Here is a 24,039-nt window from a genome sequence, read left to right on the forward strand (position 1 = left end):
CGTTATAGATTCATCGCGCAGAATATATTTCGCATAACAGAACGAATCGCGCCAAGCGCGCGTCAGGAGAGAACAGCATGACCGTTGTGCCCACAGCTATCTTGCCGCCACGATCGACTCATATGCCGATCCGGCGGGCTGCATTGGCGGCGCTGACGGAAAGAGTGGCGCAGTCGCGAATGACCGCGGTATCCGCACCAGCTGGCAGCGGGAAAACGACCGCGATGCTGTTCTGGGCCGATGAACTCAGGGCGCAGGGACGCCCCGTTCTCTGGCTTGCGGCCAGGGCAGGAATAGAAAGCAAGCGGTCGTTCCTCCAGGCGCTCAAGGCCGCGGGCCTGTCTGCTGGTCTGCCGTGGGATAATTTGGACAGCGACGCTTCCGACGCAAACTGGCTATCCGTCCTCGCGACGATGGGCAGCGTAAAACCGGTTATCATCGTTGACGACGCGCAACTTCTGGCGAAGCCGGTTCTGGAATTTTTGGCTCAGTTGTCATCGAGCGCGCGCGATGCATTGACCATCATCATCGCCGCGCGCGGCACGGTCGGTCTGTCGCTGGCGCGTATGCGAGCGCTCGGATTTCTGGTCGAAGTGGGGGTCGCCGATCTGTCTTTCACCTTGGCGGAAGCGACGGAGTTGGTCACGCGGTCCATCGGAACGCCGGTGGACTCGCGCGACCTTCAGGATATTGTGGGCGATACCCAAGGCTGGGTTTCCGGTATCGTCATCGCGTGCGACATCTACCGTCGGCCCAGCGACAGCGCGGCCAAGCTCCGGCTGACGGGTCTGCGCCCCGAATTCGCCGAATATTTTCATGACGAAGTGGTGAGTTTGCAGCCGGACGACGTCCGCCGCTTCCTCGTAGACACGTCGATCCTCGACGAACTGACGCCTTCCGCCTGCGCCGCGGTAACCGGCGATGAAAATGCGCGCGCGATGCTGGACCATGTCTTTCGCGAAGGTCTGTTTCTGAACGCGATTGATCAGGAACATAGCCGTTATGCCTATCACCGGCTGTTCCGCGAAATGGTGCTGGGCCGGCTCATTGATCGGGCGCCCGACCGCGCTGCCGTCATGCATCGGCGGGCGAGCGAATATTTTGCCGAAACCGGCCAGCTTGCCCTGGCGATCGAACATGCGCGGCTGAGCGGGGACAAGGCGTTCCTTGCAGACCAGCTGGATCGTCTGGCTGAAGGACTGACCTATTCGGGCTATCTCTATCGCATCGAGGAACTGGGCGCGGAACTGCCCTGGCCGATCCTGGCCGAACGACCCAACCTGCTCTTGGCTCTGGCCTGGAGGCGCATCCGCCAACTGGCCTTTTCATCGGCCGACAGACTGATTTCCGCCGCGCGGCAGGCCTGTGACGCGAAGCGCGAGGCGCAGTCCCTGCCCGCGCACGAAATCGAGCAACTGGACCTGCTGATTCGCCATCGCTTCGTCATGCTCGCGGCGGCGCGCGACGACATGATCAGGGTCGAGGCCGATTCCGAGCCGCTGCTTGCCGAACTCGCCGACAGCCATGCCTATCTCAGTTGCACCTTGCTGGCGCAGCTCATGTCGGCGCGGCGCGAGCTGTATCATTTCCAGGATATGCTCAAGCTGGAGGCAGAAACCAGCCGTGCTCTGTCGCGTCCCGGCTCCGCCTTCGCCTCCATCGCCCTGAAGGCTTCGGTCGCGCCGACCATGATGGCGCAGGGAAAGATTCCCTTGGCGCAACGCTTTCTGGAAGAGGCCTTCGCGTTAGCGGTTGAAATCCATGGCGCGGGTTCCGGCCTGGCCGCGCTTCCCGCGCTGCCGCTGGCCGAGTTGCTCTATGATGCGGGCGATCTTGAACAGGCGGCCGAGCTGGCGGAACAATATCTGCCAGTCGTGCGGCAATGGGGCTTTTCCGATCAGATGGCATCGGGCTATCTGGTCAGCGCGCGGCTGTGGGCGGCGAGGGGCGATCTGCCCAGCGCGCTGTCGACGCTTAACGATGCCCATCTCGTGGCAATCGAATGTGGGCTTGATCGCCTGCGCTCCTTCATCGTGGCCGAGGAAGTGCGGCTTTTGATCAAGGCGGGGCAGATCGACGAGGCGGAGCAGCATTTTCTGGCGGGCGATCCGCAACTGGACGGTGAACCCATTCCGACCCTGCACCCAACGCGGCGCAATGAGAATATCGCGATCGCCTGGCTCAGGATCGAGATGCAGCGCCACCGGCTGGGCCGGGCGCGCAAGGTCGCCTACCGGTGGCTGGAATTCGTCAAGCGCGCGGGAGCGATCCGGTCCGCGGTGATCTTCGAATTGCTGCTGGCGGAAATCGCGGTGCTTCAGGGTAACCGGTCCGAGGCGCGCAGGGCCGTTCGCGCTGCCGTGGAGATGGCCGAACCGGCCGGTTGGGTGCGGGTCTTCGTCGATGAGGGAGAGGTCATCGCGTCTCTCATCATCGAAGCCTATTCGCAGGGTCCTGAACTGGAAACGCCGGCCGATCGCTTCGCCGTTCGCCTTGTGTCGATGTTGCGGCGGGGACCGCAGATCGAAGCGGATGAAGAGGAGGACGATGATTTCGGCCTGACCGGGCGCCTGGCCAATCGGGAGGTCGACATTTTGACGATGGTCAGCGGAGGCCTGCGCAACCGGGAAATCGGCGATCGTCTCGGCCTGACCGAAGGTACGGTCAAATGGTATATGCAGCAAATATACGACAAGCTGGGCGTGCGCCGTCGGCCGCAGGCGGTGCTGCGGGCGCGGCAGCTCGGCATTTTGCCCTGAAGCGCGCGCCGCTTCCTATCGAAGGATAGATTGCGCCGATCGCGCAACCTGCGACCGGCGCAATCTGCGCGAAAGGAACTATCATGGCAAAACGCAAGGTCATCATCAGCTGCGCGATTACAGGCGCAATCCACACGCCCTCCATGTCGCCCTATCTGCCCGTGACGGCGGAGGAGATCGCGGAATCGGCGGTCGGCGCGGCGGAGGCGGGCGCCGCCATCATCCATCTACATGCGCGCAATCCCGTCGATGGGCGGCCGGACCAGAATCCCAACCTGTTCGAACCCTTCCTCAAGGTTATCAAGCAGCGTACCGACGCAGTGTTGAACCTGACCACGGGCGGGCACCCCTCCATGACGGTGCAGGAACGCATCCGTCCCGCCCAGACATTCGCGCCCGAAGTCGCCAGCCTCAATATGGGGACGATGGGCTTTGGCCTGTTTCCGATGCTGGACCGGTTCAAGACGTTCAAGCATGAGTGGGAGCCGGCGGCGCTCGAAGCCTCGCGCGATCTGGTGTTCAAGAACACCTATGCCGATATCGAACATCTGCTGACCACCTTGTCGCCGCTGGGCACGCGGTTTGAATTCGAATGCTATGACACCAGCCATCTCTACAATCTGAAATATTTTCTCGATCGCGGCCTCGTCAAGGCGCCGCTGTTCATCCAGACCTGCTTCGGCATATTGGGCGGCATCGGCAGTCATCCCGACGATATCATGCATATGAAGCGGACGGCCGACCGGCTGTTCGGCGACCAATATGAATGGTCCGTGCTGGGCGCGGGCGCGCGCCAGATGAGCATCGTCGCCATGGCGGCATCCATGGGTGGCAATGTCCGCATCGGTCTGGAGGATTCGCTGTGGGGCGGTCCGGGGCGGCTGGCCGAGACCAATGCGGAGCAGGTGAAGACCGCGCGGCAGATCGTCGAGGGCATGGGCCTGGAAATCGCCACGCCTGATGAGGCGCGCGCCATGCTGGACCTCAAAGGCGCGGACCGGACGAATATCTGATGACGAAAAAAAGCGGGCCGCTGGCCGGTGTTCGCCTGCTGGAGATCGACGCGATCGGCCCAGTGCCGCTCGCGGCGATGCTGTTGGCCGATATGGGCGCCGAGATCGTCCGCATCGCCCGGCCGCCATCGGCCACGGCGGGGGATTGGGACGATGTCGGTGGTGACATCCTGCACCGCAGCCGGGCCGTGGCCTATCTCGATCTCAAACAGGAGGCTGATCGCGAACAGCTGCTCGCACTGGTCGAGCGGGCGGACGGGCTGATCGAGGGATACAGGCCCGGCGTCATGGAACGGCTTGGCGTCGGTCCCGATGCCTGCCTGGCGCGCAATCCACGGTTCGTGTTCGGACGCATGACGGGCTGGGGCCAGTCGGGGCCGCTGGCGCTGAGGGCCGGCCATGACATCAACTATCTGTCGATCACCGGCGCGCTCCACGCGATGGGAGAGAAGCAGGGAACGCCGCCAGTGCCGCTCAATCTGGTGGGCGATTATGGCGGCGGCGCGATGTTCCTGATCTTTGGCCTGTTGAGCGCACTGCTGGCGGCGCAACGGACAGGCCGGGGGCAGGTCGTCGACGCCTGCATCACCGACGGCGTCGCATCGTTGATGAGCCTTTTCTACGCATGGCAGCCGAAGGGTCTGTGGGAAGATGCGCCGGGCTCCAACCTGCTGGACGGCGCGGCGCCCTTCTACCGCTGTTATGAATGCGCCGATGGACGGCATGTCGCGGTGGGATGCCTGGAACCGAAATTCTTTGCCCAGATGGTGGAGGGACTGGGTCTTTCCGACCGGCGCTACGACCAGAACGACCGTAAAGGCTGGCCCGCGATGCAGGCTGAATTGGCCGCGGCATTTCTGAAGAAGAACCGGGATGAGTGGGCCGCTCTGTTTGCCGCGAGCGACGCCTGCGTGACGCCCGTTCTGTCAATGGAGGAAGCGCCACGGCACGCGCATAATGAAGCACGGGGGACTTTCATCCAGCGCGATGGCATAGCCCAGCCTGCTCCTGCGCCCCGGCTGTCCCTTGACACCGGCACCATTGGCGAGCCGTCGGTCGCAACCGTTGCGGATTTGATCGCGGCTTGGTCTTAAGGTGCGGATCGCGCCAGAACGAAGACGTTCACCTCCGTAAAAACCTGCTCTGGATCAGGGCAGGAGGTCTGCCGGGGCACTGGCCGTTTCGAACGGCAAGGCGGCAGCGCCGTGACTGGTCGCGGCGCTGCGGCGCAAATGCAACACCGGGATCAATTATGTTTGATCCGTCCAAACCCTGTCGAACGATAGGTGGTAAATGGCGGCCAATGCCGATTTTGCCGCAAGCGATCATGCCTGCGCGCAGCGCGGGCCATACCGATAAATGGACTAAATGAGAGGATTTTTATGCGATTGACCGCACTGAAGTTGGCATTGGTTGCGAGCACCGCAGCAGTGGCATTTCCCTCATGGGCGCAGTCCGCCGCTTCGACCGCGCCGCAGGCGGATGATGCGAATGCTGGCGACATAGTTGTCACGGCTCGTCGCCGGGAAGAACGACTGCAGGACGTTTCGGTTTCCATTTCCGCTTTCTCGTCAGAGGCGCTGGAACGCAGCACCGTCCAGACGGTAAGCGACGTCAAGACGATCGCGCCCGGCTTCACCTTCTCGTCCGAAGGGGGTAAGGACAATGTGGCGCTGACCCTGCGCGGCATCGGTCAATTGCCCCTGGGCGAAGTGACGCCAGGCGTCGTCATCTATCTCAACGATACTCCCTTGCCGTCGGTCGGCTCGAACGTGCCGACTTACGACATCGGCAGCATTCAGGTGCTCAAGGGGCCGCAGGGCACATTGTTCGGCCGCAACACATTGGGCGGCGCGGTCGTGATCGGCAGCCAGAAGCCGAGCTACAACTTCGAAGGCTATGTCGAGGGCACCTACGGCCGCTTCGATTATCGCGAACTGGAAGGCGCGGTGAATATTCCGATCATCGAGGACAAGGTCGCCTTCCGCGCTGCGGGCCAGATCCGTCGTCAGGATCCCCGTACCGTCGCCTTCGATGGCGGGCCTGGCTTCGACAATATCCATCAGGACGCCTATCGTCTCTCGCTGCTGGTCGAACCGTTCGAGGGCCTCAAGAGCACCACCATCTATGAATATTTCAAGGGCGATGAACTCGCCGGCGGCCTTTATCTGCTGCGCGAGAATTTCCCCTTTGCCGCGCTGGGTCTGGGCGTCGTCGAACCACAGGTACAGGCGGCGTTGCAGGCACAGAAAGCCAATCGCCGCGGTTCGTTCGACGGCGGCATCAATGGTGGCGCGGCCTATCGCAAGACCACGTCGATCACCAATGATACGTCCTTCAGTTTCGGCGATCTGACGCTGCGCAACATTTTCGGTTACCGGAAAAATTACAGCTATCAGTTGATCAACACCGGCGGGCTGCCGCAACTGCAAATCCCCACGGGTCTGCCGTCTCCCGCGCCATCGGCCGTGCCGTTCACCTTGTTCACGGCGTCTTCCGTGCTGGACCGGCAATATCTGACGAACGAAACCCAGTTGCTGGGTGATTTTGGCTCCTTCAACTTCATTGTTGGCACTTTCTACAATAATGACAAACCTGACGGTGCCAGCGGATCGCAGTTCACGGCATTTTCCGTGGGCGGTGTCCCTGCACCTGCGGTGACGTCGCATGTCCGCAACAAGAACTGGGCGGTCTATGGCCAGATTGGTTATGAATTCACCGATAAGCTGAAGCTCAATCTGGGCGCGCGCTATAGCTGGGACAAGGTGTCGGCCTGCGGCGGCACCATCGGCACGACCTATGTCGACGAATCCACCTGCCTCAGCACGGCAGCCCTGGGTCTCGCGGACGGCGTCGGCACCGTATCCAACAAGGGCGAGGAGCCGAGCTGGACCATCGGGCTCGACTATAAGGCGACCCCGGACTGGCTGCTCTATATCGTGTCGCGGCGCGGCTATCGCGGCGTCAATGTGAACACGCCACTATTCGAAACGCCGTTCACCACCGGCGGCACAGATCCGGCCTGCGTGGCGACCGGTGGCGTCTGCGCGGATCTTCGTCCCTTCCAGAAGACCGGGGAGGAAACGATCACTGACGTCGAAATTGGTTCCAAATATGACTATCATGTCGGATCGGCGCGCGGGCGCCTCAATATCGCCGCCTATTACAGCAAATATAAAAATGCGCTTCAGTTCCTGAATACGCAGACGACCGTTCCCAACGGCACGCCGGATTCGCCGACCAACGGGTCGCTGGCCGCCAATGTCGCCGATCTGCGGATCTGGGGCGTCGAATTGGAAGCCTCCATCAGCCCCGTGCGCAGCCTTACCGTCGGTTTCAATGCCGCCTATACCAATGTGAAGGTGGAAAGCCTGACCATTCCTGCAGGCCTGCCTTCGACGATCGTGCTGGGCGAGGGCCAGATCAACAAATATTCGCCCAGCTTTTCCGGCACCGCCAGCGTGAGCTGGACCCTGCCGATCCGCCCGGCTGACGGCGACGTGGTGGTCAACGCCGACCTGTTCATGACCGACGATTTTGGTGGTCAGAACGGCGAAAAGCTGCCGGGTTACCAGTTGGCCAACGCGCGTCTGGACTGGCGCGGGATCGGCGGCACGGGCCTTGATCTGGGCATTTATGTGAAGAACCTTTTCAACGAGAAATATTTCGCGGCTTCCAGCGTTCTTCTGCCGTCCTTCCCAACCAGTTCGGTTTATGCCGGCGATCCGCGGACCTGGGGCATCATGGCAAAATATACGTTCTGATGCGGCCATGGGACGGGGAAGGTGCGCGATCTGCGCGCCTTCCCCTCTACAAGGACAGGTTTGCAGCGAGACGGCAGGGCGTAGGAAGTTCCCGAGAGGATGACCATGAAGCTCGGCATATGCAGTATGTGGGGGGACCGGCTGGACGGATTTCGCGAAGAGGTCCGTCTTGCCGCCGATCTCGGTTTTGAGCTGATCAGCGTAGGCGATTCGCCGGCGGGTTGGCACGAACTCTATGTGTCGCTGACCCTCGCCGCGCTTGACGCCCCGAAAGCGACTTTGGCGCCACTGGTCACCTCGCCCTTCATGCGGCACCCGCTGGTGACGGCCTCCGCCCTCAGCACGATCGACGATCTCTCCGGGGGGCGCGTGGCGCTGGGCCTGGCGACTGGCGGCAGCACGGTTATGGCGATCGGGCGGCCGCCCGCCACGCAACGAGAAATCCGCATGGAACTGGCGGCGCTGCGCGATCTGTTCGCCGGACGGCCCACGCATATGGACGGGGCGCAGATCAAGCCGCTGCGCTTCGCCCGCCCGATTCCCATCTATTATTCCGCCTTCGGCCCCAAGGCGCTGGCGCTGGCGGGCGAGCAGGCCGACGGCGTCATATTGTTCGCGGGCGAACGCCATCTCGACGCGCTCAAGGACCGGATCGATACCGTCCGGGCCGCGGCGCAGGCGTCCGGGCGCGATCCCCTGTCGATCGATATCTGGGTCGTTTCCTTCGCATCGATCCGTCCCACACGGGCCGAGGCTATCGAGGATCTCAAGGCGTTCATCGTCGTCAATGGCATGGCCTTTCGCACGCCCGAAACCCTGGCGCGTGTCCCGACGCAGTTTCGCGGCAAGATCGATGCACTGCACGCGCGCTATGATCCGACCGAGCATGTGGTCGTGGGCGGCAGGAATGTGGCCCTGATGGAGGAATTGGGTCTGACCGAGTTTCTGGCGGACTTCGATACGCTGGCCGGGCCGGTCGATGCGGCCGTGGATATGCTGCGGCGCATCGAGGCGATGGGTGTCTCGACCTTCATCGCGGCCTTGCCTGGGCACGCTGCGCCGCTAGAAACCATTCGCGGGCTTGCCCGAGCGCGGAGTATGATGTGACACTGGATCTACTGCATCTGAGCGAAGACGAAGCAGCGGGCATCGCGGCAGTGCTGCGATCCCGGTCGCTTGGCGACATGATGGAGGCGGCGGAGGCGATGACGGTGGCGGCGCATGGCCGTCGCGTGACCTACTCCCGCAAGGTTTTCATTCCACTCACCAAATTATGCCGCGACGTGTGCCACTATTGCACTTTTGCTACCACGCCGGCCCGCGCGGGTGACGCCTATCTCAGTCGGGACGAGGTTCTGGCCATCGCCCGCGCCGGCGCGGCGGCTGGCTGCCGGGAAGCCCTCTTCACGCTCGGCGATCGACCCGAGGCCCGCTATGCCGCTGCGCGCGAGGCTCTTGCGGGGCTTGGGCATGACTCGACCCTGTCCTATCTGGCCGAAATGGCGGAGATGGTGTTCCGTGAGACCGGCTTGCTGCCGCATCTCAATCCCGGCCTGATGGACAGCGAGGACTATGCGCAGTTACGGCCGCATGCCGCTTCCATGGGCATCATGCTGGAAAGCAGCTCGGATCGCCTGTGCGCGCGGGGCGGCCCGCATTTCGGCTCGCCCGATAAGCAGCCGGCCCTGCGATTGGCCGCCATCGAGGACGCCGGACGGGCGCGCGTGCCGTTCACGACCGGCCTGCTGATCGGCATCGGCGAAACCCGCGACGATCAGGTGGAGGCGCTGGTCGCCATTCGCGATCTGCATCGCCGCTACGGCCATGTTCAGGAAGTCATCATCCAGAATTTCCGGGCAAAGCCGGGAACGCGCATGGCGGATCATGCCGAACCGTCGCTCGACGATCATCTCTGGGCCATCTCCGCTGCGCGGATCATTTTGGGACCAGAGATGACGATCCAGGCGCCGCCCAATCTCCACGACCGCGTCGATCTGGCGCCGCTGATCCGGGCCGGAGTCAATGACTGGGGCGGGGTGTCGCCCGTGACGCCCGACCATGTGAACCCGGAGGCGCCATGGCCGCATCTGGAGATATTGGAGGACGCCACCCGGTCCGCGGGCCGCCTATTGATGCAGCGGCTCGCCATCGGCCCGCGCTACGCCCTTGCCGCGCGGGATTGGGCGGCGCCGGCCATCGCCACCCAGATCCTGCGCGCTATCGACGGGCGGGGATTGCCCAAGGTCGGCGACTGGTCCGCAGGGCATGGCGATCCAGCGCCCGACATCATGGCGGTGGAGCCCGTTTCGACCTCCCGATCGATCCTGTCCATCCTCGCTGCGGCGGAGCCGGGCGAACGGCTAAGCGAAGCGGATATCGTCACCCTGTTCGATGCCGAGCAGGAAGATTTTGCCGCCATCGTCGACCGGGCCGACCGGTTGCGGCGGCAGGCCGTGGGCGACACGCTGACCTATGCGGTCAACCGCAATATCAACTATACCAATATCTGCCTCTATAAATGCGGCTTCTGCGCCTTTTCCAAGGGCAGCACCAAGGCCATGCGCGGGCCTGCCTACAGGCTCGACATGGAAGAGGTCGGACGCCGCGCGGCCGAGGCCTGGGATCGCGGCGCGACCGAAGTCTGCCTTCAGGGCGGGATCCATCCCGACTATGACGGGCACACCTATCTCAATGTCCTCAAGACGGTGCGCGAGGCTGCGCCGGATATTCATATCCATGCCTTCTCGCCGCTGGAGGTGACGCATGGCGCCCGCACGCTCGGCCTGCCGCTGGAGGATTATCTGGCGCGGCTGAAGGAAGCGGGGCTCTCCACGCTGCCCGGTACGGCGGCGGAGATACTGGACCCCGAAGTTCGCGATATCATCTGCCCGGACAAGGTGACGGCGGACGAATGGGTCGAGGTGATGCGCGTTGCGCATGGAGTCGGCCTGCGCAGCACGGCCACGATCATGTTCGGCCATGTCGAGGAATATAAGCATTGGGCGCGCCATCTGATCCGCATTCGCGGATTGCAGGAAGAGACCGGCGGCTTCACCGAATTCGTGCCGCTGCCCTTCGTCCATATGGAATCGCCGATCTGGCGCAAAGGGCTGGCGCGATCGGGGCCCAGCTATCGCGAAGCGGTGCTGATGCACGCCGTGGCGCGCATCGTGCTGCATCCCGTGATCCCCAATATCCAGGTGTCCTGGGTGAAGATGGGACCTGAGGGAGCCGCGGCGATTCTGAAGGCGGGTGCCAACGACATGGGCGGCACGCTGATGGATGAATCTATCACCCGGGCCGCCGGTGGCGTCAACGGGCAGGAATTCGGCCCCAGGGAAATGCAGGCCCTGGCGGTATCCGTCGGGCGACCTGTGCGCCAACGCACCACGCTTTACGAGCCGGTGCGCGCGCGTCGCGCCGTCTTGGCTGAACCATCGTGACCGATCTGCATCATTGATCGCCCGCTCAATTGAAGGACAATATATGACTCTTCCCGCCATTGCCGTCGTCGGCGGCACCGGTAATCTGGGCGCTGCGATCGCCTGGCGGCTGGCGCGTGCCGGCTATCCCGTGACGATCGGATCGCGCAACGCGGAAAGCGCGGAAAAGGCCGCCGCTGAATTGGGGCATGGCTTGCGGGCTGGCGCCAATGTGGATGTCGTCGCGCATGCGGACATCATCATCGTGACGGTGCCCTTTGCCGCGCAGGAGGCGACGCTTCGCGACATCGCGCCGCATGTTGTTGGCAAGTTGGTCGTGGATACGACCGTTCCCCTCGTTCCGCCCAAGGTGATGCGGGTCCAGTTGCCCGATGAAGGCTCCGCCGCCCAAAAGGCGCAGGCGGTTCTGGGAGAAGGCGTGACGCTCGTGTCCGCGTTCCACAATGTCGCCGCGCACAAGCTGGCCAGGGACATCGATGTCGGCTGCGACGTGCTGGTTTTCGGCGACGACAAGGATGCGCGCGGTCGCATCGTGGCGCTGGCCGATGCCATGGGATTGAGGGGGCTTCACGGCGGCGCGCTGGTAAACTCGGCCGCCGCCGAAGCGCTCACGTCGATCCTGATTTTCATGAACAAGACCTATAAGGTTGACGGCGCGGGCATTCGTATCACAGGAGATTTGATCCCGCCCGAGGCTTGAGGTGTATTCGATGATCGAGATCGTACCGTTGACCGGAATTGGAGAGGTCAGACCGGGCGATGATCTGGCGGACATTCTGCATGTGGCGCTTGATCGGTGCGGTATTGAACCCCGCGTCGGCGACCTTCTGGTCGTGACGCAAAAGATCGTGTCCAAGGCAGAGGGACGTTTCGTGTCGCTGGCTGATGTGGAGCCGGGGGAAGAGGCGCGGCGCCTGGCGGATATCACGCGCAAAGATGCGCGGCTGGTGCAACTGGTGCTGGACGAATCCAGCGCCATCCTGCGTGCCGTGCCGCACGTCCTGATCGCGCGGCACCGGCTGGGTCATGTCATGGCGAATGCCGGGATCGATCGTTCCAACATCGGGGCGGGGGAGGGCGATCGCGCCTTGCTCCTGCCGGTCGATCCCGATGGAACGGCGTCGCATCTGCACGCCCGACTGGGCCTGCCCGTCGTCATCTCGGACAGTTTTGGCAGACCCTGGCGGATGGGTGTGGTGGCGGTCGCCATCGGCGCTGCCGGATTGCCGGCGTTGCAGGATCGCAGGGGCGAACTGGATCGCGATGGGCGGACGCTCGAAGTCACGCAGGTCGCTCTGGCCGATATCGTCGCGACGGCCGCCTGCCTCGCCACCGGAGAAGGCGCGGAAGGCATACCGGCGGCTCTTGTGCGGGGCTGCCCGTTGACCGGCCCGGAACGTCCCGCCGCCGATCTGGTGCGTCCCGTTCATGAAGATCTGTTCGCATGAAGCGCGTCGTTGTTCTCACCGGCGGCGTGGGCGGCGCGAAGCTGGTTCTGGGCCTTTCACGCCTCATCGCGGGCGACGGGCTGACAGCGATCGTCAACACCGGGGATGACTTCCGGCATCTGGGGCTGCATATATCGCCTGACATCGACACCCTGCTCTATACGCTGTCCGGCAAGGCGAACGGCGCGCAGGGCTGGGGGCGGGAAGGCGAAAGCTGGGGCTTCATGGCGGCCCTGCGCGAATTGGGCGGGGATGACTGGTTTCAACTCGGCGATGGCGACCTGGCGCTGCATGTGGCGCGGACCCATGCCCTGGCACAGGGGCAGACCCTGTCGCAGATCAGCGCGCGATTTGCCGACCAGTGGGGCATAGCGACCCGGATATTGCCCATGAGCGACCAGACAGTAGCCACGATATTGGCTACGGACCAGGGACGGCTTGAGTTTCAACGCTATTTCGTCGAACAGCGTTGCGCGCCGGCCGTGCGACACATCATGTTCGAGGGCGCTGCGCACGCCGTTCCCGCCCCCGGCGTCATCGAGGCGATCCAGTCGGCCGACGCTGTATTACTGGCCCCATCCAACCCATTTCTCAGTATCGATCCGTTGCTTGCGGTGCCCGGTATGCGCTCGGCGATCGAACAGGCCAAGGCGCCCGTCATCGCCGTATCTCCGCTCGTCGGCGGCACGGCGGTCAAAGGCCCGACCGCCAAGCTGATGCAGGAATTGGGCATGGCGGTCGATAATGACAGCATCGCACGGCATTATGCCGGGCTGATCGACGGTATCTTGATCGATAGCGGAGACCGTTGCGAGGCGCCGGACATCGTCGTTGGGCGTTGCGCGACCCTGATGACGACCCTGGATGACAAGATACGCGTGGCGCAGGCGGCGCTCGATCTCGCGATCGCCCTTCGTCCGTGACGGACTGGGCTGCTCTCGTCCCTTTGAAACAGGGAGTGGAAAGTAAATCGCGGCTTCGGGACGCGCTGGAACCAGCCGAGCGCATGGCGCTGGCGTCGGCGATGGCCGCACGGGTCATGACCTGCCTGTCCAAAGCGGATGCGATCAATTCCCTATATTTGCTTGCGCCGACGGTCGTGCCTGAATGGCCGTCGCATTGGTTGCCCGACAGCGGCAGAGGCCTCAATCCAGAGTTGGAGGGCGCGCGCGCACAATTGGGCAACCGCCCTTTGCTCGTGATCCATGCCGATTTGCCGCATCTCACGGTGGAAGACGTCCAGGCCTTGCTGGCCGCCGCTGACGAGTGCGGCTGCGCCTTCGCGCCGGATCGGCACGGCCGCGGCACAAATGCGGTTGCAATCCGGGATGCCAATCCCTTCCGCTTCGCTTTCGGGCAGGATAGTCTGATGTCCCACAGACAGCAGCGTCCGGCAGCGGCGATCGTGGAACGGGCCGCTCTTGGCTTCGATATCGATACGCCCGCCGATTTGGCTGGGCTTCATGAAATGTTCTCGGCAAGGCAAGACTGAAATCTCGACCTGCGCTTTCCTTCCCAAGGAAAGGTGTGGTCGAAACGATCCCGGCCATTCTGCCCGCCAATCTGAAAATCAGGGAGGATCGGTCGATGAAACTGAACGTGGGCGTGCCCAACAGCATGCATGTCGCGGCCATGACGCAAGCTTGGGAATATAGCCTGACCGGGGACGACATCGGACAGGCGATGGCGATGGCCGATCAGCTTGGCTTTAACAAGTGCATGTTGGGCGAACATTTCATCATTCCGCAGGAGCATATCGGCCTGTCGGGCGACCATTATGTCCATGGCACGGTCGCTCTCTCCTTCCTGGCCGGCCGCACCAAGACGATGAAGTTGAGTTCTTCCGTGTCGATCCTGCCGCTACAGAGCCCGATCGTCCAGGCCAAGGCCTGGTCGACGCTCGACTGGCTGAGCGGCGGTCGCGCCACGGCACTGTTCGGCGTCGGCTGGCTGAAGGAAGAGTTCGACATGCTGAATGTCGACTTTCACCAGCGTGGACGCATGGCCGATGAATATATCGCCGCGATCATCGAATTGTGGACGTCGGAAAAGCCCGAATTTGAAGGCGAGTTCGTTCAGTTCAGGAATGTCGGTTTCGCGCCCAAGCCGGTGCAGCAACCCCGCTTGCCGATCTGGCTCGGGGGAGACGCCGAACCGGTGCTCCGCCGCGTGGCGAAATTTGGCGACGGCTGGTCGCCCTTCCGCACGCCGCCGGAGAAATTTCCCGAATGCCTCGACTTCATCCGTTCGCAGCCCGAATATGACGGACGGCCGATCGACCTGTTCTTTGCGCTGGAAATGCTCAATGTCGGCGCGCATCATGAGATCATGGACGACCCGCGCGCGCCTGGAACGCGGGATGCGCAAAAGGTGATCGATCAGGTGGGCTGGCTGAAGGAACTGGGGGTCAATGAAACCATCGTTCCGCTGCCGCCGGGCATATCCGGGCTGACCGAATATCTCGATCGGCTCCAGTGGGTGGCCGAGGAAATCATGCCCAAAATCTGAAACCTGCCGGGGGAAAGGCGCGGGCGGCTGCGATTTTCCCCCATGGATATCGAAAGAAGGATCGGGAGGACGTGATGGCCCAATATGATGTTGTGGTGGTAGGATCGGGCGCGGCCGGCATGACGGCGGCGATCAGGGCCGCGTCTGCCGGGCTGTCGGTTCTCGTGCTGGAAAAGGCGGAACATTTCGGCGGCACCACATCGGTTTCGGGCGGCGGCATCTGGATCCCCGGCAGCCCGCAGGCCAGGGCGGCGGGTGTCGAGGACAGCCGCGCCGTGGCGCGCCAATATGTACTGGACGTGATCGGACCGACGGCCGACCCCGCGCTGATCGATGCCTATCTCGATGCGGGTCCGGAAATGGTGGAATGGCTGGACAAGAACAGCCAGGTGCATTTCCTGCTCTCGCCGCCCAGCAGCGACTGGTATCCGGAAATCGCTGGCGCAGCCGATCATGGCCGCCTGCTGTCGCCGGAGGAATATGACGGCAAGAAGCTAGGCGATCAGTTCGCCGAGCTCCGTCCCGCGCGCGAGGAGTTCAACGCGCCGGGTGGCTTCATGATTGATCTGTTCGATCTTCCCTATCTGGCGGACATGCCCTCACCCAAGTCGCTGTTCCATTTTGGCAAGCTGGCCGCGAAGTTCGGCCTGGACAAGGTTCGTCGCTATCCGCGCGGCACGCGGCTGACCATGGGCAATGCGCTAGCGGCGCGGCTGATCCGGTCGGCTATCGATGCCGGTGTCACGCTGCGCAAGGACGCGGCCGTCGACCGGCTGTTGGTGAAGGCCGGCCGCGTTACCGGCGTGCGCGTCAATGGTGAGGATATTGCGGCCAAGCTGGGTGTCCTGCTGGCGTCGGGCGGCTTTTCTGCCAGCGAGCAACTGCGCAAGGCCTATATCCCTTATGCCGAGGAGCATGTCTCGATCCTGCCCTATGAAAATACCGGCGACGGGATGAATATGGGGCTGGAGGCCGGGGCCTCGCTGGACGGTGACAATCTGGTGAACGCCGTCTGGGCCGTGGTGTCGAAGATGACGCGGCCGGATGGCTATGTCGCGCGCTACGCCCATCTGGTCGACATGTCGAAGCCCGGCTGCATCGCGGTCGATGCCAGGGGCGAGCGGTTCGGGAATGAAGCCTCTGTCCATTTCGTGGAGGCCATGCATAAGAGCGGCACCGTGCCCGCCCACATCATCGGCGACGCCGCCTTCATCAAGAAATATGGCATGGGCATGGTCTATCCCGGCGGTGGCGGCCTGAAGAAACTGATCGCGGCGGGCTATGTCATAGAGGCGCCCAGCCTGCGCGAACTGGCCGGCAAGATCGGGGTCGATGCTGACGGGCTGATGGCCACGGTTGCGAAAATGAACCGCTATGCCGAAACCGGCAAGGATCCCGACTTCGGCAAGGGCGACACGCAGATCGACATCGAGATCGGCGATCCCAAACATAAGCCCAACCCATGCCTGGGCCGGGTGGAAACCGCGCCCTTCTACGCCATCAAAATCTATCCGGGCGACGGATCGACGACCGTGGGCCTCAAGATCGACGCGCAGTGCCGCGTGATCGGCACCGATGGCGCGCCGGTGGAGGGATTGTTCGCAGCAGGGCTAGACGCCAATTCCATTTGGCGCGGCAAGTCGCCGGCCCATGGCTGCAATGTCGGCCCGGCCATGGTGACAGGGTTCATCGCGGGCAAAGCCATGGCCGAGACACTCGTAGCGGCCTGATCCTTTTTGGGTGGGCGAAAACGGCGGAAGCCGGGATCGGGGAGTATCCCCGATCCCGGCTTCCGCCGTTTCAACGCTTGAGATCGCCGCTGGCTGCTATGCCGGTTCGACCACCATGCCCGCGCGCGCCCTGGCGGTCGCCACCAGCTTGAACAGGCCCGCATTATAGTCGGTCAGTTGCTCCATGGTCAGGTCTCGATAGGGCGTCATCGGACAGAGCGAGTCCACCACGTCCCAGAAGGGCTCGATCTTTTCGAGCACTTCGTCCACTGGCCCGCAGGTCACGAAGGCCTCGACCATCTCGTCGGAGACATTACCGATAACCTTGCCGATGTCGCCATGCTCGCCCAGGCTGAGCTGGCAGGCGCGCGCCTGATCGCCAAAGCCGATTGCCTCGAAGAAGGGCTCATATTCCTTGTAGCCGGAATAGGCCGCGACGGTGGCGCGGCTGTCGTCGATCGCCTTCTGCTTGTCGTCATTGACCGCGATCCACGGCCAGGCGTTGATTTCGATATCCTCGCGCTTGCGGCCATATTTGGCGAGCGTGTCGGTGATGAAGGGCAGCCGGCTCCTGGTATAGGCTGCCGACCATAGGGCATGGACCATCAGGCCGTCACCGACCTCCAGCGCCAGCGCGGTCATCTTGTCCTGCAGCGCGGCGATCCAGATCGGAATCTCTTCCCGCACCGGGGGAGCGGTCAGCATCATCTCCTCGAAATCGGCGGAGAAATATTCCCCCGTGACCGGATCGAGTCCTTTATGCGCGTTGGCGATGACATAGCGGATGATCTTCACGCTTTCGCGCAGGTGGGACAGCAGTTTGCGTTCCGGCTCCCCATACATGCCCGTGACGCAGCTCTTGATGCTGGAACCCAGTCCCAGCACGAAGCGGCCGCCGGAAATACGATCTACGTCCATCGCCGCATAGGCGGTCTCGACCGGACTGCGCGTTCCGGCGATGGCGACGCCCGTCCCTACTTTCAGGCTGCTGGTCAGCGCGGCCGTGGCGGCCATCGGTACGAAGGGCGGCCCGTAGATCTGCAGCGAAAAGCAGCCTTCGAAGCCCGCCTGTTCCATCTGCTGGCCGATACCCGCCATGGCGGGGGCGGGCAGGGTAGGCATGACGGCCCACCAGCGGCGTTCGCCGCCGACGGCATTGACGAGCTTGGACATGGCGTCTCCGAAAAAGAAAAAAGAGCGGACGTTGCCGTCCGCCCATGGGGAAGATCAGAACTGGAACAGTTCCTTGCGCAGACCGATGATGTCGCTGCAATCGGCGCTGACATTGTCGCGATAGGCGAAATCGCCCTTATCCTGCCGATCCGCCAGCTCCATCATCGCCATACGATAGCGCTGCCCGGCCTGGTCGAACTTGCTGTGCAAATCCTTGCGGTCGGTATGGCGCATGTAGCGCGGGCTTTGCGGGGACGTCATATAGCTGTCCTGCCGCGACACCTTGTAGCCCGCCTTGGGCATGACATGGCGGAACATCAGGCCCGCATTGGACGTGTTCATGACCATTTCCATCCGCGTGCGGTCCCGCGTTTCGGGCGTGCAGGGGTGGAACAGCGGCACATCGTCGCCGGGGCTGAACCGGCCATAGGCGATGGCGCAGTGCGAGCGCAGATAGATGCGGATCACCTGCCGCACATTCTGGGTCGGCTGCTTGATACCGCTGAAGAACTTCATCACCGGGGCGACCGACTTGTTGACGCAGGTGCGGACCATCGTGACGGTCTCGCTGTCGTAGAAGGTTTCCACGGTTTCGCTGTCCGACCGTTCGTCGCCGACGACGTCGGCGTGCAGGAAGTCGGCATGGGTCAGGTCGATCAGGTTTTCCAGGCTGATCGGCGCCGAGCTTTCGAAGCGGACGGTCGCGGTCATGTGGCGCGGCAGGCCCCCCTTTGGCGGGAGGAAGGGCAGGCTGGGCAAATGGCGGGGATCGGCGGCCAGCGGATTGCCGAACCATACCCAGACGACGCCATAATGCTCCATCACCGGATAGCGGCCCTGGGCGTTGGTGAACTCGCTTTTGTCACGGGCGATCCGCTCGTTGGGATGGAACTCGCTCGCCACGGCCACGCCATTGTCGCGCCACAGGAAGATGGGGTGCGAATAGATGGCGCGACGGACGGGCTTGCCGGTCACGGAATAATCATGCGCTACCGGAAACCAGCTATCGCGCATCACCAGATTATGCGGCACCCAACGGTTGATGGCGTTTAGCGCGATCGGGCTGCCACCCGATGGCGCGGTGGAGTTATCGTCGTGCGAGACGGGACGATCGGCGGTTTCGAGCATCTTCAAATCCTCCTTCAGGCCGCTACGGTCTGATCATGGGTCGCGGGCGTGGTTTCCAGCATCACCTTGCGCAAATCCTCGCCATGCAGCGAGACGGTGGGCTTGGTGGCGCGCAATTTCGATCCGTCGACCGACGCGCGTACCGACAGCGGATTGATCCCGCGCAGCACGGCGCCGCGCACGCCCGGATGGCGCACGCCCAGTTCGGCCCGCCAGCGGACGGCAGTCACGCCCCGCGCCGAAGGCACGGGCGAGAGAACGGCATGAAGCAGATCGTTGAACTGGTCGTCACGCAGCGTCAGTTGCGTTTCGCCGGTCAGCGGATGGGTGCGCGTCAGCAGGGTGAGCGGAAATTCGGCCACGAAATGCGACGGCCAGTGCAGTGGATGCCACTGGCAGTTGCGCTCCATCACCAGCAGGCCGTCTTCCTCGTGCAGTTCCGACATCAGATAGGGGCTGAAGCGGACGCCGCGGATCGACAGGATCAGGCCGGGATCGTCATAGAGCGCGTTCAAATATTCCTGATGGCTGCAACTGACATTGACCGTGCCGACATAGGTATATTTCGGGTCGGCGCTGAGCGGCGCCTGCGCCTTGGGATTGAGGCAGACCCGCACGAATCCGGCCTGTTCGGTCACGGCAAAGGCATTGGCCTTGTAGATCGGCGGGAATTTCTGCTGATCCTTCATGTTCGGGATTTCCTTGAGGCGCCCCGTCTCGCCGTCATAGCTCCAGCCATGGTAGCCGCACTGGATCAGGCCATTATCGCGGATGCAGCCGAGCGACAGCGGCGCGCGACGATGCGGGCAGCGATCCTCAAGCGCGCGGGCGATGCCCTGATTGTCGCGCCACAGCACGACCGGCTGATCGCCGATATCGACGGACAGGGGCTTTTGAGAGGTCACTTCCTCGGACCGTGCGACAGCCCACCAAAGATCAGAATCGAGACTCATAGCGCTATCCACTCTCCTTTCGATTAAATTGACGGATGACAATTTATATGTCAACGTCTTTTCGCTATGGATTTGCTGATGCTCGATCGCCCCCAGCGCACACGCGGCCGCCCCGCGCTCAATGCCGTCGAGGCCGTGGACGAGGACAAGTTGCTGGGTCTGGCCTTCGCGACTTTCGCGGAACGCGGATATGAGGGCACGACGCTGCGTGATCTGTCGAAGCGGCTGGGTGTCAGCCACAATCTCCTGAATGTCCGGTTTGGCCGGAAGGAGGATTTGTGGATACGTGCGGTCGACTGGCGTATGGCGCAGGCCTCCCCCTTCGTCGAAGCCGCCTTTGACGAACCGGCCGATCCGGAAGTGCGGCTGCGCCACCTGATCCAGCGTTTCTGCCTCTGGGCGACGAACAATGGCGACATCGTGTCGCTGACCAATGTGGAAGGCTGTCGTTCGACCTGGCGGCTTGACCATATCGTCGAACATTTCGTGCTGCCGTTCCAGCGGCGGCTCGACGGCTTGCTCGACGCGGTACGGCTTCAGCGGCCGGTGCATGGCTTGTCGACGGCCGCATTGATGGCGCTGCTGGTGCAGGGGGTCGGCTATTATTTCTGCGCCGTGCCGATGCAGGAACGGCTGGGGGCCGGGCGGGAAGTGGATGATATCCATGCCGCCGAACATGCGGACAGGCTGGCCGCCTTCTTGCTCGCTGCCCTTCTTCCGCCGGTCGCCTGACCAGAGCGAAAGAAGGGCAGTAGCACATCTGCTTACTTGTAGGGATCGACCGGCTGGGGGACTTCCACCACGCCGATGTCCTTCAGCATGGTCAGTACGTCGGAAATGCTGAAGATGCTGACGATCTTGTCGTCCTTGAACTTGACGATCGAGAACCAGTTGACCTGAAACGCGTTGCCGGTCGGCTGCACGCCCATATAGGGTCCGCCGACATGCTTGCAGTAGTGGGTGGCGTAGATCCAGATTTCGTCCTCGCCCTTGCCGACCGCGTCGATCGTCTTGTAGGCGGCGGGGAAGAAGGTCTTGTAGAGCGCGACCGGCGACGTCTTCCACTGTTCATAGGTGCCCAGATCCGGCCGGTTGGGGTTGCCGTACCGGAAATCGGGATGAAAAAACCGATCCATGCCGTCAAAATCACCGGCATTCAGGGTTTCCTGCAGGTCGGTCCAATGCTTGACCATCTGCTTCTGCTTGTCTGTCAGTACGGTCGAACCCGACACGTCCAGCTGTTCACGAATATCTTCTTTCCAGGCCACGATAGTCCTCTCTCATACATTCAGGATTGATATTATGCTCAGTCTTCAGGAGCGATTGTGATCGTGAGGCCCGAAAGGGCTTCCGTCATCATGACCTGACAGGACAGGCGCGAATAGTCGTTGCGGTGCGGCGATCCATCCAGCAGATCGTTTTCGTCGTCCGATACCGGGGGCAGGGAAGCAGCGAAGGCCGGGTCGACATAGACATGGCAGGTCGCGCAGGAACAGCAGCCGCCACAAAGCGCCAGCAACTCATCGAAACCGGAATCGCGTATGGCTTCCATGACCGAGCTATCGGCGGATGCATTGATCGTCTGCTGTGCGCCGTCACGGGTAATGACATTCAGTTCGGGCATGACATTCCTCTGCTGGAATCGGAAGCGATGGCCCCTCCTAATCGGGGGAAGCTCGTTTCCCGCCTGTCGAAAGGCAGGTCGTGAACGCTGCTATTTCACCTCGACCTGCACCGGGAACCGATCGAAATAGAAAGCGAAGGGACGGCGCAATTCCTCGCCGGTCACATGGAAATCGCGTTCCAGATCGTAGACGATCTTGCCTTTGGTCTGCTCGCCATGCTCGGCCAGATAGTCGTGCAGATCGGCCAGAGCCTCATCGGTCAGCGGGATGTCGGCAATGCGATAAATCTCCTTCAGGATCGGATCGGGATTTCTGATCCACTCATGGAAATAGACGTCGATCGTCTGGTCGGGGGGCAGGATGTCGCGATCCCGCACGCAGGCGCGGAGCAGCTTCTCATAGCGGTCGGGCCAGTAGCCGAGCGGTTCCTGGATATCGACCGTCTTGCGCAACATGCGCGCCGCATAGCTGTACATGGTGAGCTGCGACCGGATCGACCCGACCGGATCGCGATGGGTCAGGACGAAGGTGGCATCGGGAAAAGTCTTATGGAGGGCGGGCAACTGCTCCATATGCTGCGGGCATTTGATGACCCAGCGGTTCGGTCCGTTCAGGAAGGTCAGGACCTGAAGCCCCTTCTTCAGATAGGCATAGGTGCCCGACTGGTCGTGGCTCAGATAATAGTCGCGCCAGCGCGGCACATGCGCCAGCCATTCGATCAGATAGGAGGAGAAGTCGACCGCCTGAAGCTCGATATCCTCGCTGATATGATCGGGCGAAAACTCGTGCATGATCGCCATATAGGGCAGGATGGATTCCATCATGCGCCAGCCCTGTTCTGCCTTGGTCCAGCGCGGATTGCTGTCCTGGTCGGTCGGAGTTTCGTCCGGGGCGGGAACCGGCGCGATCGCTTCCCACCAGGGCAGGGACCGGAACCGGCGGTCGGCCGACAGCAGGCCGAGCAGATGCGTCGTGCCCGATCGGGGAAGGCCCGCGACGATGATCGGCCGGTCGATCTGGATCTCCAATATCTCCGGATGGCGCTTCACCATGTCCTCGATCCGCAGGCGCGTCGCGGCAAAGCGGATCATCATCTGGAACAGATTGGCGCGCGTGACCGCAGAGGCGTTGGCATCCTCGTCCACCGCCTGGCACCAGACGGCCAGCCGCTCGCGAAAATCCTCCGCGCCGAAATCCGACAGCCCGGTCTGCGCCTGCGCCGCGGCCAGGATGACCTCTGGCTTCAGGATTATCTGACCCGCCGCCGCTTCGGCCCCGGCCATCACCTGCTTCTGGACATCGGTCAGCACGGGGTGATGCAGGTCGGTAATGTCAATGATGTTACGGCGCGCGGCCTCTTCCTGCACGGCACTGCCCATGTCGCTCTCCTTTTATCGATGCGCCATCTAAATGCGCGGACCCTTTCTTCCGCAAGGTGCGCAGCCATCGCCGCTGCGCCAAATGCTCCGCAAAAGCGCCATGCCATGCAGCGATGGCATCGCGGCGGGCGAAACTGTTCGGAGAGGTTGGATGAACGCTGTTTCCCAGGTCTATGATCTGCCCGTCACGCCGGCCATGGAATGCACGGTCCGGGGTCGGATCGCGCTGCCCGGCGTCGTGATGGAATTGCATCATTACCGCTTCCGCGGCCAGCAGGGCGGGGTCTTTTCGTCGCCGCGCAGCTTTCTCGATCTCGCGCTATCCCCTCGCCCGGGTCGTCCCTGCGGCGGCTATGGCGGGATGAAGGAGGGGAGGGCCAGCGCTCTGGGCGACGTACTGTTCGTCCCGGCCCGAAGCGAACTGCATACCGAGTGGGGCGAGGGCGAACAGACATCCATATGCTGCGGCTTCGACGGGATGGGCTTCGATCATGACGGGCCGGACCTGTCGAAAGACGCATTGCAGGCTTCGCTCGACGTGCGCAGCCCAGCCGTGCGCGAGGCGCTGCGCCGCATTGCCGGCGAGATTGCGCAACCCGGCTTTTGCAGCGAGATGCTGACGCAAGCGATATGGCTCCAGGCCGCGATCGAATTGCAGCGCTATCTGCACGGTTCGGCGCGCGATGGCGGAACGGGCGTCGGCGGCATGACGCGAACCCAGCTTCAACGCATCGGCGATCGTGTCGAGCAGCCGGGCAAACCCCCGTCCGTCGCCGAGCTGGCGGCGGAATGCGGCCTGTCCACCCGGCATTTCTTTCGACAGTTCAAGATCGCCACGGGGCAGACGCTCACCCGCTATGTCGCCGACCGCAAGATCGACCGCGCAAAGCAGTTGCTGCGCCAGGCCCGTCCGGCGATCAAGGTCATCGCCTGGGATTGCGGCTTCGACAGCGCGGCCGCCTTTTCCGCCGCCTTCCGCAAGGCCACCGGACTGACGCCCCGGCAATTTCGCGAGGGCGCGATGCATTGAAGCCAGGGCCGTTTCGCGATGGCATTGGCACGATCGCGAAACTGGGGCCGCTTGTCGATCGGTCCGGTCGCCAGCAATGTTGCGCC

General features: G+C 62.9%; 20 protein-coding genes. 14 read left to right on the plus strand and 6 right to left on the minus strand.

Annotation, left to right across the window (positions count from 1 at the left end; translation table 11 throughout):
* The first annotated feature begins 77 nt into the window (after positions 1 to 77).
* The 12 genes from SBA_RS18960 to SBA_RS19015 all read left to right on the plus strand — a co-directional run bounded on the left by SBA_RS18960 (position 78) and on the right by SBA_RS19015 (position 16,665).
* Entirely contained in the window at positions 78 to 2,759 is a 2,682-nt protein-coding gene (locus tag SBA_RS18960; RefSeq protein ID WP_261937209.1) for a LuxR C-terminal-related transcriptional regulator, read from the plus strand.
* Between the two features lie 83 nt (positions 2,760 to 2,842).
* Positions 2,843 to 3,772 carry a BKACE family enzyme gene (locus SBA_RS18965; protein WP_261937210.1) on the plus strand — a complete coding sequence of 310 codons (930 nt, stop codon included), beginning with the start codon at positions 2,843 to 2,845 and terminating at the stop codon, positions 3,770 to 3,772.
* On the plus strand, positions 3,772 to 4,866 hold the full coding sequence (locus tag SBA_RS18970; RefSeq protein ID WP_261937211.1) for a CaiB/BaiF CoA transferase family protein: 1,095 nt from the start codon (positions 3,772 to 3,774) through the stop codon (positions 4,864 to 4,866). The genes SBA_RS18965 and SBA_RS18970 overlap by 1 nt, the downstream gene beginning before the upstream one ends.
* Before the next feature lie 288 nt (positions 4,867 to 5,154).
* The gene (locus SBA_RS18975; protein WP_261937212.1) at positions 5,155 to 7,536 is read left to right on the plus strand and encodes a TonB-dependent receptor; all 2,382 of its coding nucleotides are present in this window, start codon (positions 5,155 to 5,157) and stop codon (positions 7,534 to 7,536) included.
* A 105-nt stretch (positions 7,537 to 7,641) separates the two neighbouring features.
* Positions 7,642 to 8,643 carry an LLM class flavin-dependent oxidoreductase gene (locus SBA_RS18980; RefSeq protein ID WP_261937213.1) on the plus strand — a complete coding sequence of 334 codons (1,002 nt, stop codon included), beginning with the start codon at positions 7,642 to 7,644 and terminating at the stop codon, positions 8,641 to 8,643.
* Positions 8,640 to 10,979 (plus strand): 5-amino-6-(D-ribitylamino)uracil--L-tyrosine 4-hydroxyphenyl transferase CofH, encoded by a 2,340-nt coding sequence (gene cofH / locus SBA_RS18985; protein ID WP_261937214.1) that lies wholly within the window; start codon positions 8,640 to 8,642, stop codon positions 10,977 to 10,979. Before SBA_RS18980 ends, cofH begins: the two co-directional genes overlap by 4 nt.
* 43 nt (positions 10,980 to 11,022) lie before the next feature.
* Complete coding sequence (npdG, locus tag SBA_RS18990) at positions 11,023 to 11,679, plus strand: NADPH-dependent F420 reductase (RefSeq protein WP_261937215.1); 657 nt, start codon at positions 11,023 to 11,025, stop codon at positions 11,677 to 11,679.
* A 10-nt stretch (positions 11,680 to 11,689) separates the two neighbouring features.
* Positions 11,690 to 12,427, plus strand: coding sequence for a coenzyme F420-0:L-glutamate ligase (gene cofE / locus SBA_RS18995; protein WP_261937216.1), 738 nt, complete (start codon positions 11,690 to 11,692; stop codon positions 12,425 to 12,427).
* On the plus strand, positions 12,424 to 13,350 hold the full coding sequence (cofD, locus tag SBA_RS19000) for a 2-phospho-L-lactate transferase (protein WP_261937217.1): 927 nt from the start codon (positions 12,424 to 12,426) through the stop codon (positions 13,348 to 13,350). The genes cofE and cofD overlap by 4 nt, the downstream gene beginning before the upstream one ends.
* 35 nt (positions 13,351 to 13,385) lie before the next feature.
* On the plus strand, positions 13,386 to 13,919 hold the full coding sequence (gene cofC, locus SBA_RS19005; RefSeq protein ID WP_261937503.1) for a 2-phospho-L-lactate guanylyltransferase: 534 nt from the start codon (positions 13,386 to 13,388) through the stop codon (positions 13,917 to 13,919).
* 95 nt (positions 13,920 to 14,014) lie between these two features.
* Positions 14,015 to 14,935, plus strand: coding sequence for a TIGR03619 family F420-dependent LLM class oxidoreductase (locus SBA_RS19010; RefSeq protein WP_261937218.1), 921 nt, complete (start codon positions 14,015 to 14,017; stop codon positions 14,933 to 14,935).
* Positions 14,936 to 15,009: 74 nt separating this feature from the next.
* On the plus strand, positions 15,010 to 16,665 hold the full coding sequence (locus tag SBA_RS19015; protein WP_261937219.1) for an FAD-dependent oxidoreductase: 1,656 nt from the start codon (positions 15,010 to 15,012) through the stop codon (positions 16,663 to 16,665).
* A gap of 96 nt (positions 16,666 to 16,761) precedes the next feature.
* Here the strand turns inward: SBA_RS19015 and SBA_RS19020 are convergent, their stop codons facing one another.
* From SBA_RS19020 to SBA_RS19030, 3 genes are read right to left on the minus strand one after another with little or no spacing between them, the layout of a single operon-like run.
* Positions 16,762 to 17,838: an LLM class flavin-dependent oxidoreductase gene (locus tag SBA_RS19020; RefSeq protein ID WP_261937220.1), complete on the minus strand. Its 1,077-nt coding sequence runs from the start codon at positions 17,836 to 17,838 to the stop codon at positions 16,762 to 16,764.
* A gap of 54 nt (positions 17,839 to 17,892) precedes the next feature.
* A complete protein-coding gene (locus tag SBA_RS19025; protein ID WP_261937221.1) occupies positions 17,893 to 18,966 on the minus strand; it encodes an aromatic ring-hydroxylating dioxygenase subunit alpha in 1,074 nt (357 codons plus the stop codon).
* Between the two features lie 14 nt (positions 18,967 to 18,980).
* Positions 18,981 to 19,919, minus strand: coding sequence for a Rieske 2Fe-2S domain-containing protein (locus tag SBA_RS19030; protein WP_261937222.1), 939 nt, complete (start codon positions 19,917 to 19,919; stop codon positions 18,981 to 18,983).
* Between the two features lie 78 nt (positions 19,920 to 19,997).
* On the opposite strand from SBA_RS19030, the gene SBA_RS19035 reads away from it, so the two are divergent.
* Positions 19,998 to 20,651: a TetR/AcrR family transcriptional regulator gene (locus SBA_RS19035; RefSeq protein WP_261937223.1), complete on the plus strand. Its 654-nt coding sequence runs from the start codon at positions 19,998 to 20,000 to the stop codon at positions 20,649 to 20,651.
* A 32-nt stretch (positions 20,652 to 20,683) separates the two neighbouring features.
* Here SBA_RS19035 and SBA_RS19040 read toward each other — a convergent pair whose 3' ends face one another.
* The 3 genes from SBA_RS19040 to SBA_RS19050 form a co-directional block, all read right to left on the minus strand.
* Positions 20,684 to 21,187 carry an ester cyclase gene (locus SBA_RS19040; RefSeq protein ID WP_261937224.1) on the minus strand — a complete coding sequence of 168 codons (504 nt, stop codon included), beginning with the start codon at positions 21,185 to 21,187 and terminating at the stop codon, positions 20,684 to 20,686.
* Positions 21,188 to 21,225: 38 nt separating this feature from the next.
* Positions 21,226 to 21,543 (minus strand): 2Fe-2S iron-sulfur cluster-binding protein, encoded by a 318-nt coding sequence (locus SBA_RS19045; RefSeq protein WP_261937225.1) that lies wholly within the window; start codon positions 21,541 to 21,543, stop codon positions 21,226 to 21,228.
* Between the two features lie 90 nt (positions 21,544 to 21,633).
* Positions 21,634 to 22,923, minus strand: a complete 1,290-nt coding sequence (locus SBA_RS19050) for a sulfotransferase family protein (protein ID WP_261937226.1) — start codon at positions 22,921 to 22,923, stop codon at positions 21,634 to 21,636.
* 151 nt (positions 22,924 to 23,074) lie between these two features.
* Between SBA_RS19050 and SBA_RS19055 the strand changes: the two genes are divergently transcribed.
* The gene (locus SBA_RS19055; RefSeq protein WP_261937227.1) at positions 23,075 to 23,953 is read left to right on the plus strand and encodes a helix-turn-helix domain-containing protein; all 879 of its coding nucleotides are present in this window, start codon (positions 23,075 to 23,077) and stop codon (positions 23,951 to 23,953) included.
* Positions 23,954 to 24,039 lie beyond the last annotated feature (86 nt).

Origin of the sequence: Sphingomonas bisphenolicum, from assembly GCF_024349785.1 — a bacterium.
GTDB lineage: Bacteria > Pseudomonadota > Alphaproteobacteria > Sphingomonadales > Sphingomonadaceae > Sphingobium > Sphingobium bisphenolicum.